Here is a 14,559-nt window from a genome sequence, read left to right as displayed (position 1 = left end):
TGTGGCAGGCCTCAGTGCGACGTTTCGTCGGTGTTGCCATTCGGGTCGATCGCCGGCATTGCGGCCAGCTGCGCGGTGGTGGCCGCCACCGCCTGCACCTGCTGGCCAGGCGCTACCGCGCTGCCGTTGCTGACGATCACCCGTTCGCCGGTCTTGAGACCATCGGTGATCTGCCACTGGTTGCCGACCACCTGGCCGGTGCTGACCCGGCGCTCGACCACATGATCCTTGGCGTCGAGCAGGCGCAGCAACGGCTCGCCACGTTCATTGCGCAGCACCGCCTTCTGCGGCACCAGCAGGGCGCGCGCATCGGTGGCCATCGGCAGCACCGCCTTCAGGTACATGCCCGGCAGCAGCAGGCCCTCCGGGTTCGGAATGACCGCGCGCAGCACCACGTTGCCGGTGCCCGGGTCGACTGCGCTGCCGACGAACTCCAGGGTGCCTTCATGCGCATACGTGCTGCCGTCCTCCAGCAGCACCTTCACCTGTGCCTTGCCGTCGATGGCTTTCACCAGGCCGGCATCGAGCTGCCTGCGCAGCGCCAGCATCTGCGTGCTGGACTGGGTGACATCCAGGTACACCGGGTCCAACCGCTGGATGGTCGCCAGCGCCGCGTCCTGGCCGGCGGTAACCAGCGCGCCGGCGGTAACGCTGGAGGTGCCGATGCGGCCCGCGATCGGTGCAGTCACCCGGGTGTAGTCAAGGTTGATGCGCGCGGCCTGCAATGCGGCGCGCGCGGCGATCACGTTCGCCTGTGCCTGCTTCAGCGCCGAGGTGGCATCGTCGGCGTCCTGCTTGCTTGCTGCATCCATGCCCAGCAGCGTGCGGGTGCGCTCGGCCTTCGGCTGCGCCGACAACACAGTGGCCTCGGCCTGCGCCAGCTGGCCACGCGCGGTATCGAAGGCGGCCTGGTACGGCGCCGGGTCGATCTGGTACAGCACCTGGCCGGCGCTGACCTGCTGGCCTTCGGTGAACAACCGCTGGCGGACCAGGCCGCCGATCTGCGGGCGCACCTCGGACACCTCGAACGGTACGGCGCGACCGGGCAGGATCTGCTGCAGCGCCAGCGGCTGTGCGCTGGCAGTGATGACGCCCACTTCAGGGATGGCCGGGGCCTCGGACCTGCCCGCCGAGCAGGCCGCAAGGGCCAGCAGCAGGGGCAGCAACAGCGGACGGGGAGAACGGGACAGCGGGCGCAGGAGTGACATGAGGGGGCGTGGGGGCCTTGCGTTGACCCGTGCACGCTGCCGTGGAACTGTGCAGAGAATATGGAGATTGTGCGACCGGCTCAGCGGGCGCTTGCTTTCGGCGCCGCATGCGCCGCTAATGGCCCGGCGATGGCGAAGATTCGACTCAAATTCGGCCTGACCGCGAAGACCTTCCTCGCGATCTTCACCGCCTGCCTGCTGGTGCTGGCAGTGAACGGCATTGCCAGCCGCGTGGCGTTCCAGACCGGCTTCCTGGACTACCTCAATGACCAGGGCGATCTGCGCATGCAGCGGGTGATGCCGCACCTGCAGCGCGAGTACAGCGCGCACGGCGGCTGGGAGCATCTGCGCGGCGACAGTGACCGCTGGGCGCGGCTGCTGCGCCCGGACCTGGCCCATGGGCACGAGGGACCCGTGCCACCGCTGTCCGACCAGACCGGCGTTCCCTCCCGCCTGGGCCTGTTCGATGCACAGCATCGGTTCGTAGCCGGCAACCCGGACGCCACCAGCGACGACGAGCCGCACGCCGTGCAGGTGGACGGGCACACGGTCGGCTGGCTGGGCATGGTGCCGTTCCAGACCGTCATCGCCACCAACGACCTGAACTTCTACAACACCCAGATGCGTGCGTGGTGGGTGATCGGCATCGCGCTGCTGCTGGTGACGGTACTGCTGGCCTGGCTGGTATCGCGCGCGCTGCGCCAGCGCCTTGCAAAACTGGCGGCGGCCACCCACCGGCTCGCCGCTGGCGACTACGCCACCCGCATCGAGCGCACCAGCGATGACGAGCTGGATGCACTGGTCAACGACTTCAACCGGATGGCGCAGGCGCTGGACGACACCGAGCGCAACCGCCGTGCCTTCATCGCCGACATCTCGCACGAACTGCGCACGCCGCTGGCGGTGGTTCGTGCCGAACTGGAAGCCATCGAGGACGGCATCCGCCCGTTGGACCGCGCCAACCTCGGTGCCCTGCAGGGCGAGATCCGCCAACTGGGCAAGTTGATCGACGACCTGCACGACCTGTCGATGACCCAGTCCGGCGGCCTGGCCTACCGCTTCGCGCCGCTGGACCTGGCGGCGCTGCTGCGCAGCGAGCTCAATGGCATGCGCGTGCGCTTCTCAACGGCGGGGCTGGCACTGGAGGAGGACCTGCCCGCCACACCGCTGCAGGTATCCGGTGACGAACGGCGCCTGCAGCAGGTGCTGGCCAACCTGCTGGAGAACGCATTGCGCTACACCCACGCCGGGGGCCGCGTACGCGTGCAGGCAGCGCGCGTGCCTGCCGGCGTGCAGCTGATCGTGGAAGACACCGCGCCAGGCGTGCCGGCCGACAAGTGCGCGCTGCTGTTCGAGCGCTTCTACCGGGTGGAGAGCTCGCGCAACCGGGCCAGCGGCGGCAGCGGGCTGGGCCTGGCCATCAGCCACAACATCATCCTCGCCCACCACGGCCTCATCCACGCCGAGCCCTCGCCGCTGGGCGGGCTGCGCGTGGTCATTACCCTGCCGGAGCCTGCATGAGCCCGTCCCCCGCCGCGTCCGCGAAGATCCTGATCGTCGAGGATGAGCCACGCCTGGCCTCGGTGCTGCGCGACTACCTGGCCGCCGCCGGGATGACCAGCGAATGGGTGGACGATGGCGGCCAGGTGATCGACGCATTCGCGCGCTACCAGCCCGACCTGGTGCTGCTGGACCTGATGCTGCCGCAGCGCGATGGCGTGGACCTGTGCCGCGAACTGCGCGCCAGCAGCGATGTGCCGGTGATCATGGTCACCGCACGGGTGGAAGAGATCGACCGCCTGCTGGGCCTGGAAATCGGTGCCGACGACTACATCTGCAAGCCGTTCAGTCCGCGCGAAGTGGTCGCACGGGTGATGGCGGTGCTGCGTCGCTACCGCCCGGACCCCGCTGCGCGGGCCAACAGCGGGCTGCATATCGACGAACCGGCAGCCCGCGCCACCTGGAACGGCAAGGGCCTGGACCTGACCCCGGTCGAATACCGCCTGCTGCGCACGCTGCTGGCCACGCCGGGCCGGATCTGGGCGCGCGACGAGCTGCTCGACCGCCTCTATCTGGACCATCGCGTGGTGGTCGACCGCACCGTCGACAGCCACGTGCGCAACCTGCGCCGCAAGCTGGCCGACGCCGGCATGGAAGGCGAACCGATCCGTTCGGTGTATGGCATGGGCTACAGCTACGAACCGTGATCGCGTTCGCCGGGCTTGGCCCGGCGCTACCCCGTCATGCCTCGTCGACGAACGTCACCCTCTGGTAGCGCCGGGCCATGCCCGGCGAGCGCAGCGATGCAGACCTGCGCTACAGTCGAGAACGCTCGACATTAAGAACACAACTGCATGGACGACATCCACCCGATCGCGCCGGACAAGCGCGCCGCCATCCTTTCCACCCTGGCCGACATCGAACAGCGCTACGACGTACGCGTGCTGCTGGCCTGCGAATCCGGCAGCCGTGGCTGGGGCTTCTCTTCGCCGGACAGCGACTACGACGCACGCTTCATCTACGTGCATCGCCAGCCGTGGTATCTCAGCGTCAACGAGAGCACCGGTCCCGGCGAAGCGCAGCGCGATGTGATCGAACTGCCGATCGACGATGAGCTCGACGTCAGCGGCTGGGACCTGCGCAAGGCACTGCGGCTGGTCTCAAAATCCAATCCGACACTGATCGAATGGCTGCGTTCGCCGATCGTGTACCGGCAGGACGACGCCGCCGTGGTGCAGCTGTGGGAGGCCGCAAAGTCCTTCTATTCGCCGCTGGGCACGTGGTGGCACTACTTCAGCATGGCGCGCTCGAACCATCGCGGGTACCTGCGTGGCGAGATGGTACGCACCAAGAAGTACCTGTACGTGCTGCGCCCACTGCTGGCCTGCCAGTGGATCGAGCACGAGCAGACACCTCCGCCGATGGCCTTCGAGGATCTGCTGGATCGACTGCTGCCGCATGGCCCGGTGCGTGAAGCCATCGATGCCCTGCTGGTAGTGAAACGCGCCAGTGCCGAGGTCAATGCCGGACCCCGCATCGCGGCGATCAGCGATTTCATCGATCGTGAGCTGGCCACCCGGACTGCGCAGGCGCCACAGCTGCCCGTAGGACACGGTGATGCGGCGTGGCTGGATGAGCTGTTCCGGCAGGTGCTGGCCAAGCACGCGCCGGCATGAAGCGCCGCAGCTGCTTCCGGTCGTGCCGGCCGCTGGCCGGCAACCCCAGAATTCCAGGTACGCCCATTGACGTTGCCAGCCAGCGGCCGGCACTACCACACGGGTATCATCGTCGCGAACACCCTGATTTCCGGAGACACCGATGAACCCGCTGCGCCCCTTCCGCGACAAGATGCCCGTCCTCGGCGAGCGCGTGTACATCGATCCGGCCTGCACCGTCATCGGTGACGTGGAGCTGGCCGAGGACGTATCGGTGTGGCCGGGCACGATCATCCGCGGTGATGTCAATCACGTGCGCATCGGCGCGCGCACCAACGTGCAGGACGGCACCATCATCCACGTCAGCCACCACAGCCCCTACAACAAGGCCGGCTACCCGACCCTGATCGGCGAAGGCGTGACCGTCGGCCACGGCTGCATCATCCATGCCTGCACGATCGGCGACTACAGCCTGATCGGCATGGGCGCCTGCATCCTCGACGGTGCGCGCGTCGAGCGCCATGGCTTCGTCGGCGCCGGTGCGGTGGTCGGCCCGGGCAAGGTGGTCGGCGAAGGCGAGCTGTGGGTGGGCAATCCGGCCCGCCCGGCCCGCACGCTGAGCGACAAGGAGATCGAGTCGCTGCACTACTCGGCCGACCACTACGTGCGGCTGAAGGACGAATACCTGGGCTGAGCAGCCAACGCCGCCATGCGGCTCTGCTAAAGTCTGGGCCCGACCAGGACCTGTCGAGACCCCCATGCCTGTGGCTGCCTGCCGGAGAGGACTCCGGCGCCCACAACGAAGGCCATCGCACTGATGGCCGCACCGATGCTCGATACCTACCGCGAGGTGGTGACGCCGGAGGGTGTGCCGCTGCAGCTGCCGGCAGCCGGCCCGGTGCCACGGGCGATGGCGTGGCTGGTGGATCTGGGTGTGCGCATCGCGGTACTGGTGGTGATGTCGATTCCACTGGCACTGCTGGATTCGTTCGGCTCCGGGCTCGGCCTGGTGCTGATGTTCCTGGTGTACTGGGCCTACCCGATCGTCTGCGAAGCGCTGTGGGGCCGTACCCTCGGCAAGCGCGCGCTGGGCCTGCGCGTGCTTGCGCGCGATGGCGCGCCGGTAGGCTGGATGGCTGCCATCACCCGCAACCTGCTGCGCACCGTGGACATGCTGCCGTTCGGCTATGCACTGGGCCTGATCAGCAGCCTGTTCGATCCCCATGGCCGTCGCCTGGGCGATCTGGTGGCCGGCACCGTGGTGGTGCATGCGCCCGCGCTGTACCTGCCGCCTCCGCCCACCATCGACAGCGTGCTGGCCCCGCCGCAGCCGCTGCGACCGGAAGAGCAGGCCGCGCTGATGGCCTTCGCCGAGCGCGCGCCACGGCTGTCGGCGGCCCGCCAGCAGGAACTGGCCGGCATCGCCGAACCGCTGACCGGCACCCACGGCCAGGTCGGCGTACTGCGCCTGTATGCCATGGCCAACTGGCTGTTGGGGCGGCGATGAAGCAGGAACAGTTCGTCGCCCGCTACCAGCAGGAATGGCAGGACCTGGAACACTGGCTGCTGCTGCGTGCTGGTGCTGCGCGGCGCACGCGGCGCAAAGCCAGCGCGCTGGCAGTGGACGACGCCGCCTTCCCGCAGCGCTACCGGCGCCTGTGCCAGCAGCTGGCACTGGCCCGCGAGCGCGGCTACAGCCCGCAGCTGGTGCAGCGCCTGCAGCAGTTGATGCAGCAGGGCCACAGTGTGCTGTACCGCACGCCGCCGACGCGCTGGCGCGGTGCACTGGAATTCCTGGTGGCCGACTTCCCGCTGCTGGTGCGCAGCCAGGCGCGCAGCATGTGGGTGGCACTGGCGATGTTCGCGCTGCCGGCGGTGGCCTGCTTCGTGCTGGCGCAGCTCTACCCGGACCTGATCCACATTGTGATGGACAACCGCCAGATCGCCGAGATGGAGCGCATGTACGATCCAGCGGCCGAACGCCTCGGGCGTGACAGCGGCACGGACTGGATGATGTTCGGCCACTACATCCTGAACAACATCAGCATCGCCCTGCGTACCTTCGCCAGTGGCCTGCTGGCCGGCCTGGGCACGCTGCTGGTGCTGCTGTTCAACGGCGTGATCATCGGTTCAGTGGCCGGCCACCTGCAGCACATCGGCCATGGCGATCCGTTCTGGCGCTTCGTCGCAGGCCATGGTGCGTTCGAGCTGACCGCGATCGTGATCGCCGGCGGTGCCGGCCTGCAGCTGGGCATGAAACTGCTGGCCCCCGGCCGGCGCAGCCGCCTGGATGCCCTGGTCGAAGGCGGCCGCATCGGGGCCCGGCTGTGCCTGGGCGTGGCGTTCATGCTGCTGGTGGCCGCGTTCATCGAAGCGTTCTGGTCGTCGATTGCCGAAGTGCCGGCGTGGGGCAAGTTCAGCGTGGCCGGCGTGCTGTGGGCCGGCGTGCTGCTGTGGCTGTGGCGCGGCGGGCGCGGAGGCGGCAATGCGCATTGACCGCCTGGACGTGGCGCTGCGCGCGCGCAGTGGCTGGGAAGCAATGGAGCTGGGCAGCGCCCTGTCGCGCCGCCACGCACGTGCGGTATGGGGCAGCTGGCTGCTGGCCAGTGCGCCGCTGTTCGTGATCTTCAACGCGTTGGGCTGGTGGCTGGATGCGTTCGGCTGGGCCTGGCTGGCGATGTGGTGGTGCAAGCCGCTGTTCGAGCGCGCACCGCTGTACGTGCTGTCGCGCGGCATCTTCGGTGAGCCGGTGGGCGCGCTGGCAGCGCTGCGTGCGCAGCGCAGCTGGGGCAATGCAGGCTTCTGGGGCTACCTGGGCTGGCGCCGCTTCAGCGTACTGCGCAGCCTGTGCCTGCCGGTGAACCTGCTGGAAGGCAACGCGCCGGCCCAGCGCGGTGCACGCCGCCGCGCCGTGGCGGCCGGTGCCGCGGGCGCCGCCGTCGTGCTGACCGTGGCCTGCATGGCCTTTGAAGGGGTGCTGGTGTCCGGCGCGATCGGCGCGGTGTTCATGTTCATGCCACTGGAGCTGATGTCCGAATCATGGCGTGCCGCATGGGACATGATCGGCCAGGACACGCCTGCCTGGGCGCAGCTGGGCTTCAACTTGGCGTGCTGGCTGGCATCGGTGCTGATCGGACCGTTCTATGTCGGCGCCGGCTTCGGCCTGTACTTGAACCGGCGTACGCAGATGGAAGCGTGGGACGTGGAGATCGCCCTGCGCCGCCTGCGCGAGCGGCTGCTGCCGGCAGCATCGACGCTGGCGCTGCTGCTGTGCCTTGCCCTGCCGCTGGCCTCCGCGCCAGTGCATGCGCAGGACGCGCAGACAGTCGCTGGGCAGGCCGGCGATGCCGAAGAGGACGAGGGCCGTGCGGAAGAACCCGCCACTGCGGCCAACGATCCGGCCAATACGCCGGCGATGATCTTCGGTGCGGCGCCGGTGGACACCGCCGGTTTCCGCCAGGCGGTGAACCGCGCCTATGAGGATCCGCTGCAGCGCCCGACCCGCCAGGTCACGCGCTGGAAGCCGATCGAACAGGCCGAGGAAAAAAAGAAGGAAGACAAGGCGCTGCAGAGCGACGGCAGCGACAAGGGCGAGCGCAGCAACCGCAAGGCCAGCATTGCCTGGCTGGCGCGCCTGGCCGAGTGGGGTCTGTGGGGCCTGCTGGGCGTCCTGCTGCTGGTGCTGTTGTTGACCGCCCGTCTGTGGCTGCCGTGGCTGCGCGGCAGTGGCCGGCGCAAGGCCGAGGCTGCACCACAGGTGGTGGAGGAGCAGGTGGAGCTGCCGGTCGTGCTGCCGCCGGACGTGGCCACCCAGGCCGGCCTGCTGTGGGACCAGGGCCGGCCGCGTCAGGCGCTGGCCCTGCTGTACCGCGCCAGCGTACGCACCGTGGGCGAGCGCAGCGGCATCGCGCTTCCGCCCGGTGCCACCGAAGCGCAATGCCTTCGCGCCTCGCGGCGCATGCCCGATGCCACCGACCGTGACCTGTTCGCGCGCATCGTGCGCATGTGGCAGTACGCCGCCTACGGTGGCCGCCTGCCCAGCCGCGCCGATTTCGATGCACTGGCCGACACGCTGCGCCAGCAATACCGGTGGCTGGCATGAGCCCGCGCCTGTTCTGGTCGCTGTTGCTGGGCGGGCTGGTGCTGCTCGGCGTACCGCTGACGATCCTCTTTCTGCGCACGCATGAGCGGGTGACCGAGACCGTGCAGCTGCCGCCGCAGGGCGAAGCTGGCTACAACCCGCTGTACGTGCTTGGCCAGGCACTGCGCGCCGATGGCATCGACGTGCACTCGCGGCCGCGGCTGGACCTGCAGCAGATGGCGCTGGGTCCGCGCGATACGGTGGTGCTGCTGCAGGACAGCAGCGAACTGCCGGCACCGGCGGCCAGGGCCCTGCTGGCCTGGGTCGATGGTGGTGGCCATCTGCTGGTGCGTACGCCGCCACCCGCAGAGGACGACGCCAGCAGTACGCAGGGACCGCTGCTGGACCAGCTCGGCGTGGACAGCCTGTACCAGCAGAGCGACTGCCAGCCGTTCCACGTCATCGACGATCCCAGCCATGTGGAGTTCTGCGGTGGTCGCCGCTTCACGCTGGGCTTTGCCGCCCGTACACAAGCCGAACGGCGTTGGGGCAACGAGCGCAACCTGGTGTTCGCGCGACTGCGCCACGGGCAGGGCAAGGTGAGCGTGCTGGCCGACATGGAGTTCATGCGCGGCGAGGTGGATTCGCCGGCAGCACGCCTGGCGTCGGCTGCGGGCAAGGCGAGCGACGGCCTGCACGATCTCTCGCACCGCGACCTGACCCGTTATCTGCTCGATCCGAACTACGGCAAGGGCACTTTCTGGCTGGTCTACGCCAGCCGCCCGCCGTCGCTGTGGGCGCGCCTGTTCTACCAGGGCTGGCCGGTGTGGGCGCCGCTGCTGCTGGCCCTGCTGGGCTGGCTGTGGGGCCGTTCGCAACGCTTCGGCAGCCGCCTGCCGTCGCCGGTGCTGGAACGCCGCTCGCTGCTGGAACACGTGCGTGCCAGCGGCGAGCTGCTGCTGCGCTTCGGCCACGGCGCGCGCCTGTACCACGCCGTGCTCGCCCTGTTCCTGCATCGCCTGCGCCTGCGCGCACCGGTGGCTGCCGCACTGGAGGGCGCCCCCCGCGAACAGGCCATCGCCGAACTGCTGAAGTGGCCGCAAGGCCGCGTTGCCAGCGCGCTCACGCCGCCTCCGCCGCACGATTCCTCCGCCCTGCGCGAGCGCATCCGCTTGCTGCTCCAGATGAGATCCCTGCTATGACCGAAGTCCCCGAGCTGCCGGCGGCCGCCAACGCCCGCCTGATCGAACGCGTCGATGCCATCCGCGATGCCGTCGGCCACGCCTTCATTGGCCAGGCCGATGTACTGGACCAGATCCTGGTGGCCCTGCTGGCCGGTGGCCATGTGCTGATCGAGGGCGTGCCCGGGCTGGGCAAGACCCTGCTGGTGCGGGCACTCGCGCAGGCGCTGGAGCTGGATTATGGCCGCGTGCAGTTCACCCCCGACCTGATGCCCAGCGACGTCAGTGGCCATGCGGTGTACGACCCGAAGAGCGAGAGCTTCAGGATCCGCCGTGGCCCGGTGTTCACCAATCTGCTGTTGGCCGACGAGATCAACCGTGCGCCGGCCAAGACCCAGTCGGCACTGCTGGAAGTGATGCAGGAAGGCCAGGTGACCATCGAAGGCAAGGCGTTCACCCTGGCGCCGCCGTTCATGGCGCTGGCCACGCAGAACCCGCTGGAGCAGGAAGGCACCTACCCGCTGCCAGAGGCACAGCTGGACCGCTTCCTGCTGAAGGTGCTGATCGACTACCCGCAACTGGAGGACGAGAAGCGCATGGTGACCGCGATCACCAGTGGCCGTGCCGCCAGCGATTTCGACCTGAGCCAGGTGCCACGCGTGCTCGGTGCCGGCGAACTGCTGGAACTGCAGCGTGCGACCGCGGCGATCACCGTCGATGACGAAGTGATCGACTACGCGGTGCGGATTGTGGCGGCCACGAGGCAGTGGCCAGGCATCGCGGTCGGCGCTGGCCCGCGCGGCAGCATCGCGCTGGTGCGTGCCTCGCGCGCGCAGGCGGTGCTGGCCGGCCGTGACTTCGTCACGCCCGACGACGTGCGCGACATTGCTCGCCCGGCACTGCGCCACCGCATTGCACTGGCCCCGGAGCTGCAGATCGAAGGCCAGGACGCCGACGACGTGCTGGGCGCACTGCTGGCCAAGGTGGAAGCACCGCGCCGATGAGGCCTGCCCCGCTGCTGCTGGCGCTGCTGCTGGCCTGGGCCGCCCTGGGCGGCCTGGTGCTGGGCGGGTTGCTGCCGCGCTGGAGCTGGGCGCTGGCCGCGGCGGCCATCGCGTTGCCTGCGCTGTTCGACCTGTGGCGGCAATCGCGGCGTCCGTCGCCGCAGGTACAGCGCGAACTGCCCGAAGCGCTGGCGCTGGGCGTGCGCCGCGAGGCGGCGCTGCGGCTGCAGGCCGAGCAAGCGATGACGGTGCAGGTGTTCGACCTGGTCCCCGGCGGCTGGCCGCTGGAATCGCTGCCACAGCGCGTGCGCCTGCGGGCCGGTAGCGCCTCCACGCTGCACTATCACCTGCAGCCGCTGCAGCGCGGGCACTTCCGCTTCGAAGGCGTGCACCTGCGCATGCGCTCGCCGTGGCGCCTGTGGTGGCAGCAACGCACGCTGCCGCCCGTACTGGACGTGCGGGTCTATCCGAACTTCGTCCCGCTCACGCGCTTTGCGTTGTTCAGTGCTGACCAGGCCTCGCGGCTGGTCGGTGCACACGTGAAGCGCCGCCGTGGTGAAGGCACCGACTTCCACCAGATGCGCGAGTATCGCGTCGGCGACAGCCTGCGCCAGCTGGACTGGAAGGCCACCGCGCGTGCGCGCAAGCTGATCTCGCGCGAGTACCAGGACGAGAAGAACCAGCAGTTGCTGCTGATGCTCGACAGTGGCCGGCGCATGCTGGCCAGCGAAGGCGGGCTCTCGCACTTCGACCATGCCTTGAATGCCTCGCTGGTGGTGGCCTACCTGGCGCTGCGCCAGGGCGATGCCGCCGGCCTGTTCGCTGCCGGTGGCGAACGCCGCTGGGTCGCGCCGCAGCGCGGCATGGGCACGGTCGAGCACCTGCTGCGCGCCAGCTACGATCTGCAGCCACGCGCGGTGGCCACCGACTACCTGGCCGCCGCCACCGAGGTATCGCTGCGCCAGCGGCGACGTGCGCTGGTGATGCTGGTCAGCAACGTGCGCGATGAAGACATCGAAGACCTGCTGGCGGCGGTGCGCCTGCTGCAGCGGCGCCACCTGGTGTGCGTGGCCAGCCTGCGCGAGCGCGAGCTGGACGGCGTGCTGGAGGGCGAAGTGCAGACACTGGAAGACGCCACCCAGGCCGGTGCCGCCGCGCTGTACCTGCAGCAGCGCGCGAAGGCGCACGAAGCGCTGCGCAGCGAGAAGGTGATGGTGCTGGACGTCACCGCCGACGCCCTGCCCGGCGCGCTGGTGGAGCGCTACCTGGCGGTGAAGCGCGAAGGGCTGCTCTGAGCCGAGCGCGGGCTCGGCTCTACACGGATCGGGTTGTCTGTAGCGCCGAGCCCATGCTCGGCTGCCGGCCAGCGGCCGGCACTACCTACCCCTGCAGCAAGCGCCGCTGCAACCGCTCCACCGCACGCTGCAGCAGCACCCGGTTACGGGCCAGCTTCATCCACTGCGGCAGGCGCGAGAACATGGATCGATGATGGCCGCGGCCTTCGCGCAGCGTCGCGCCCGCGTATTCGTGCAGTGCCTGCAGATGTTCGGCGTTGTAGGCCCACAGCAGGCCCGCGCGGGTCGATTCGACCAGGCGCAGCGGCAGACCGAAATGCGGATCGGCAGGCTCGGCGTCACGCAGGGGACGCGTCAACACCGTGACCTCGGTGCTGCGATCGCACTGTGCGCATCGGGCGGGGAAGGAGGCAGGCGCGGGGATGCCGGCGGGAATCGGCCGACACACATGCAGCCACTGATGCCCGCAGAATCCACAGGGATGGCGGCCCAGAATGCGGACTGCACCCACCCAGTCGCCGCTGTCCAATGCAGCGCTGCAAGCGGTGCAGCGGAAACGCGCGGTCCATCGATAGGGTTCCCAGCGGGCGATCACCCAACCGGGGGCATCGCAGCGGTGGCAACGCACCGCGACGCGGTCCGCGAAGGCCTGCAGGCTGCGCCCGTCATCGAAATGCCGGCCCGGCGCGGGCGTGGCACGTCCATGCCGGCCAGGCCAACGCCGCACCGTCATCAGACGTAGATCCGCGTCGGCGCCTCGTCGACGATCGCGTGCGGCACGAAGCGCGCACTGTCGCGGGTGATCGCGCTGTCGTCCTCGCGGATGCCGATGCCGCAGGCGTGGTCACCCACCACCCAGCTGCCGATCAGCGGGTAGCCGCCTTCGAAGCGGGTCAGCGGATGGGCGCGCTGGATGATCGCCGGGCCGTCATAGGGACCGTCGCTGCGCTGGGTGCTGCCATCGGCCAGGTGCATCTCGATGTTGGCACCTTCGCGCGAGAACAGCGGCTTGCGCACCCAGCCCGACGCCAGCGCGCTGCCGTCATCGAAGTGCGCCTCCAGCAGGTTCGGATGGCCTACGTTGCGCTGCCACAGCAACGGCAGGATGCCCTTGTTGCTCAGCACTGCCTTCCATGCCGGCTCCAGCAACTGCACGCCCGAACCGGGCAGCGCGCGGCCGAACTCTTCGGCCATCAGGTCTTCCAGCGGGTACAGCTTGAACAGCGTGCCGATCACCGAATCATCCAGCGCGGTGAAGCGGCCGTCCTCGGACAGGCCGATGTCCTCGATCGCGATGGCCTGGCCATGCATGCCGGCCTGCGACGCGCAGTCGCGCAGGTACTCGACCGTGCCACGGTCTTCTTCCGAGCTTCCCACCGCGCTGAAGTACAGCGGCGGCGGCAGCTGCGTGGCCAGTTCGCCGAAGCGCTCGACCAGTGCCTCATGGATCGCATTGAACTGGTCGGCATGCTGCGGCAGGCGGCCGGCGTTGCGCTGGTCTTCCAGCCACTGCCACTGGAAGAAGCTGGCCTCGAACAGCGAGGTCGGCGTGTCGTAGTTCAGCTCGTACAGCTTGGCCGGACCGGTGCCGTCGTAGGCCAGGTCCAGGCGGCCGTAAAGGTGCGGCTGGCGCTGGCGCCAGCTGTCGGCGATCCAGTCGCGGTAATGCGACGGAATCGCCAGCTGGTCCATCAACCGCTCGCTGCCGATGACATCACCGACCAGATCCAGCGCCATCTGGTGCAGCTCGGCACTGGGGTCTTCGATGTCCTGTTCGATCTGGCGCAGGGTGAAGGCGTAGTACGCGCTTTCATCCCAGTAGGGCTGGCCATCGATGGTATGGAAACGGAAACCCGCTTCCTCCGCGCGTGCCCGCCACTGGGCACGCTCGGCAATCCGGATGCGCTGCATGGGTCGATCAGCCGCCGTAGCTGCCGCTGGTGCTGCGGCGTGCGCTGGTGTTGCCGAAGCCACCACGGCTGGCAGTGACCGCACGGTTCGGTTCGCTGGTGACCGGTGCCAGGCCGGCCTTGCCGGCACCGATGCCGCTGGCGGTGTTCAGGCCACCGGTGCCGCCCGGTGCCGGGCGCGCCCAGCCAGCGTTCTTGTCCTGGTAAGCCGGTGCCGACGCCGGCGCCTGCGGGGCGAGGCCGCCGCGGTTGCTCAGCATCTGCGACATGAAGAAGCCCATCATCATCGGGCCGATGAACGAGGTGCCGGCCGAGGTGTGCTGCTGCACGCACTGCTCCGGCTTGTAATCCTTCTCGCAGGCTTCCTTGCTGGCGTACTTCGGCGCCGCATCGGCGGCCTGCTTCTGCGCTTCGGCGAAGGCATTGCGGCACGACGACGGGTCGCCGGTGGCCTCGGTGCAGGCCTCGACCGAGGTGTACAGGCCTTCCTGCACCTTCACTTCCGGCTCCTTCTGGCAGGCGGTGAACAGCAGCGGCGCGGCGCTCATCAGCAGCAGCGCGGTGGTGCGGGAACGTTTCATGGCCTCATGCCCTGTCGACGGATCAATGCCCCAATGATGCCAAATCCTCACCAACAACCGGAATCGGCAAAGTGGGAAAGATGAACGGAATTTCATTTTCGTCGTTCCCCATCAGCCACGCATGACGTGGATCCATCGTGTCGA

Annotated in this window: 14 protein-coding genes; 10 read left to right on the top strand and 4 right to left on the bottom strand. The window is 69.0% G+C overall.

Annotated elements, in window-relative coordinates:
* Window positions 1-11: 11 nt before the first annotated feature.
* Window positions 12-1,208 carry a multidrug efflux RND transporter periplasmic adaptor subunit SmeA gene (gene smeA, locus AC2A1N_RS02810; RefSeq protein ID WP_242890579.1) on the bottom strand — a complete coding sequence of 399 codons (1,197 nt, stop codon included), beginning with the start codon at window positions 1,206-1,208 and terminating at the stop codon, window positions 12-14.
* A gap of 129 nt (window positions 1,209-1,337) precedes the next feature.
* On the opposite strand from smeA, the gene baeS reads away from it, so the two are divergent.
* The 10 genes from baeS (at window position 1,338) to AC2A1N_RS02760 (ending at window position 11,924) form a co-directional block, all read left to right on the top strand.
* Window positions 1,338-2,729, top strand: a complete 1,392-nt coding sequence (gene baeS, locus AC2A1N_RS02805; protein ID WP_065196828.1) for a sensor histidine kinase efflux regulator BaeS — start codon at window positions 1,338-1,340, stop codon at window positions 2,727-2,729.
* The gene (locus tag AC2A1N_RS02800) at window positions 2,726-3,415 is read left to right on the top strand and encodes a response regulator (RefSeq protein ID WP_061479020.1); all 690 of its coding nucleotides are present in this window, start codon (window positions 2,726-2,728) and stop codon (window positions 3,413-3,415) included. Before baeS ends, AC2A1N_RS02800 begins: the two co-directional genes overlap by 4 nt.
* Window positions 3,416-3,562: 147 nt before the next feature.
* Window positions 3,563-4,384, top strand: coding sequence for a nucleotidyltransferase domain-containing protein (locus AC2A1N_RS02795; RefSeq protein ID WP_180883695.1), 822 nt, complete (start codon window positions 3,563-3,565; stop codon window positions 4,382-4,384).
* 142 nt (window positions 4,385-4,526) lie between these two features.
* Window positions 4,527-5,057, top strand: a complete 531-nt coding sequence (locus AC2A1N_RS02790; protein WP_484371440.1) for a gamma carbonic anhydrase family protein — start codon at window positions 4,527-4,529, stop codon at window positions 5,055-5,057.
* A gap of 123 nt (window positions 5,058-5,180) precedes the next feature.
* Window positions 5,181-5,870, top strand: a complete 690-nt coding sequence (locus AC2A1N_RS02785) for an RDD family protein (protein ID WP_072168016.1) — start codon at window positions 5,181-5,183, stop codon at window positions 5,868-5,870.
* The gene (locus tag AC2A1N_RS02780; RefSeq protein WP_484371438.1) at window positions 5,867-6,859 is read left to right on the top strand and encodes a stage II sporulation protein M; all 993 of its coding nucleotides are present in this window, start codon (window positions 5,867-5,869) and stop codon (window positions 6,857-6,859) included. The genes AC2A1N_RS02785 and AC2A1N_RS02780 overlap by 4 nt, the downstream gene beginning before the upstream one ends.
* The gene (locus AC2A1N_RS02775; RefSeq protein ID WP_484371436.1) at window positions 6,849-8,465 is read left to right on the top strand and encodes a DUF4129 domain-containing protein; all 1,617 of its coding nucleotides are present in this window, start codon (window positions 6,849-6,851) and stop codon (window positions 8,463-8,465) included. The genes AC2A1N_RS02780 and AC2A1N_RS02775 overlap by 11 nt, the downstream gene beginning before the upstream one ends.
* Window positions 8,462-9,646 (top strand): DUF4350 domain-containing protein, encoded by a 1,185-nt coding sequence (locus AC2A1N_RS02770; RefSeq protein WP_061479014.1) that lies wholly within the window; start codon window positions 8,462-8,464, stop codon window positions 9,644-9,646. Before AC2A1N_RS02775 ends, AC2A1N_RS02770 begins: the two co-directional genes overlap by 4 nt.
* Window positions 9,643-10,629, top strand: coding sequence for an AAA family ATPase (locus AC2A1N_RS02765; RefSeq protein ID WP_061479013.1), 987 nt, complete (start codon window positions 9,643-9,645; stop codon window positions 10,627-10,629). The genes AC2A1N_RS02770 and AC2A1N_RS02765 overlap by 4 nt, the downstream gene beginning before the upstream one ends.
* Window positions 10,626-11,924: a DUF58 domain-containing protein gene (locus AC2A1N_RS02760; protein ID WP_154351596.1), complete on the top strand. Its 1,299-nt coding sequence runs from the start codon at window positions 10,626-10,628 to the stop codon at window positions 11,922-11,924. The genes AC2A1N_RS02765 and AC2A1N_RS02760 overlap by 4 nt, the downstream gene beginning before the upstream one ends.
* 85 nt (window positions 11,925-12,009) lie before the next feature.
* On the opposite strand, the gene AC2A1N_RS02755 is transcribed toward AC2A1N_RS02760, so the two are convergent.
* Genes AC2A1N_RS02755 through AC2A1N_RS02745 form a run of 3 tightly spaced genes read right to left on the bottom strand, consistent with a single transcriptional unit; the run spans window position 12,010 to window position 14,415 of the window.
* Window positions 12,010-12,657 carry a hypothetical protein gene (locus AC2A1N_RS02755; RefSeq protein ID WP_484371433.1) on the bottom strand — a complete coding sequence of 216 codons (648 nt, stop codon included), beginning with the start codon at window positions 12,655-12,657 and terminating at the stop codon, window positions 12,010-12,012.
* Window positions 12,657-13,835 carry a glutathionylspermidine synthase family protein gene (locus AC2A1N_RS02750; protein ID WP_484371431.1) on the bottom strand — a complete coding sequence of 393 codons (1,179 nt, stop codon included), beginning with the start codon at window positions 13,833-13,835 and terminating at the stop codon, window positions 12,657-12,659. The genes AC2A1N_RS02755 and AC2A1N_RS02750 overlap by 1 nt, the downstream gene beginning before the upstream one ends.
* Window positions 13,836-13,842: 7 nt before the next feature.
* Window positions 13,843-14,415 carry a DUF1190 domain-containing protein gene (locus tag AC2A1N_RS02745; RefSeq protein WP_005420172.1) on the bottom strand — a complete coding sequence of 191 codons (573 nt, stop codon included), beginning with the start codon at window positions 14,413-14,415 and terminating at the stop codon, window positions 13,843-13,845.
* Window positions 14,416-14,559 lie beyond the last annotated feature (144 nt).

The organism is Stenotrophomonas maltophilia group sp. SKK55 (assembly GCF_057179845.1).
Note: the sequence above shows the minus strand (reverse complement) of the source record. Positions and strands in the feature narration are given on the sequence as shown.

What these genes read in the sequence shown, in the direction of transcription:
- AC2A1N_RS02750 (WP_484371431.1), bottom strand. Translation starts at nt 13,835, where the DNA reads ATGCAGCGCATCCGGATTGCCGAGCGTGCCCAGTGGCGGGCACGCGCG.
- AC2A1N_RS02785 (WP_072168016.1), top strand. Translation starts at nt 5,181, where the DNA reads ATGGCCGCACCGATGCTCGATACCTACCGCGAGGTGGTGACGCCGGAG.
- AC2A1N_RS02760 (WP_154351596.1), top strand. Translation starts at nt 10,626, where the DNA reads ATGAGGCCTGCCCCGCTGCTGCTGGCGCTGCTGCTGGCCTGGGCCGCC.
- AC2A1N_RS02745 (WP_005420172.1), bottom strand. Translation starts at nt 14,415, where the DNA reads ATGAAACGTTCCCGCACCACCGCGCTGCTGCTGATGAGCGCCGCGCCG.
- AC2A1N_RS02770 (WP_061479014.1), top strand. Translation starts at nt 8,462, where the DNA reads ATGAGCCCGCGCCTGTTCTGGTCGCTGTTGCTGGGCGGGCTGGTGCTG.
- AC2A1N_RS02775 (WP_484371436.1), top strand. Translation starts at nt 6,849, where the DNA reads ATGCGCATTGACCGCCTGGACGTGGCGCTGCGCGCGCGCAGTGGCTGG.
- AC2A1N_RS02790 (WP_484371440.1), top strand. Translation starts at nt 4,527, where the DNA reads ATGAACCCGCTGCGCCCCTTCCGCGACAAGATGCCCGTCCTCGGCGAG.
- AC2A1N_RS02765 (WP_061479013.1), top strand. Translation starts at nt 9,643, where the DNA reads ATGACCGAAGTCCCCGAGCTGCCGGCGGCCGCCAACGCCCGCCTGATC.
- smeA (WP_242890579.1), bottom strand. Translation starts at nt 1,208, where the DNA reads ATGTCACTCCTGCGCCCGCTGTCCCGTTCTCCCCGTCCGCTGTTGCTG.
- baeS (WP_065196828.1), top strand. Translation starts at nt 1,338, where the DNA reads ATGGCGAAGATTCGACTCAAATTCGGCCTGACCGCGAAGACCTTCCTC.
- AC2A1N_RS02780 (WP_484371438.1), top strand. Translation starts at nt 5,867, where the DNA reads ATGAAGCAGGAACAGTTCGTCGCCCGCTACCAGCAGGAATGGCAGGAC.
- AC2A1N_RS02795 (WP_180883695.1), top strand. Translation starts at nt 3,563, where the DNA reads ATGGACGACATCCACCCGATCGCGCCGGACAAGCGCGCCGCCATCCTT.
- AC2A1N_RS02800 (WP_061479020.1), top strand. Translation starts at nt 2,726, where the DNA reads ATGAGCCCGTCCCCCGCCGCGTCCGCGAAGATCCTGATCGTCGAGGAT.
- AC2A1N_RS02755 (WP_484371433.1), bottom strand. Translation starts at nt 12,657, where the DNA reads ATGACGGTGCGGCGTTGGCCTGGCCGGCATGGACGTGCCACGCCCGCG.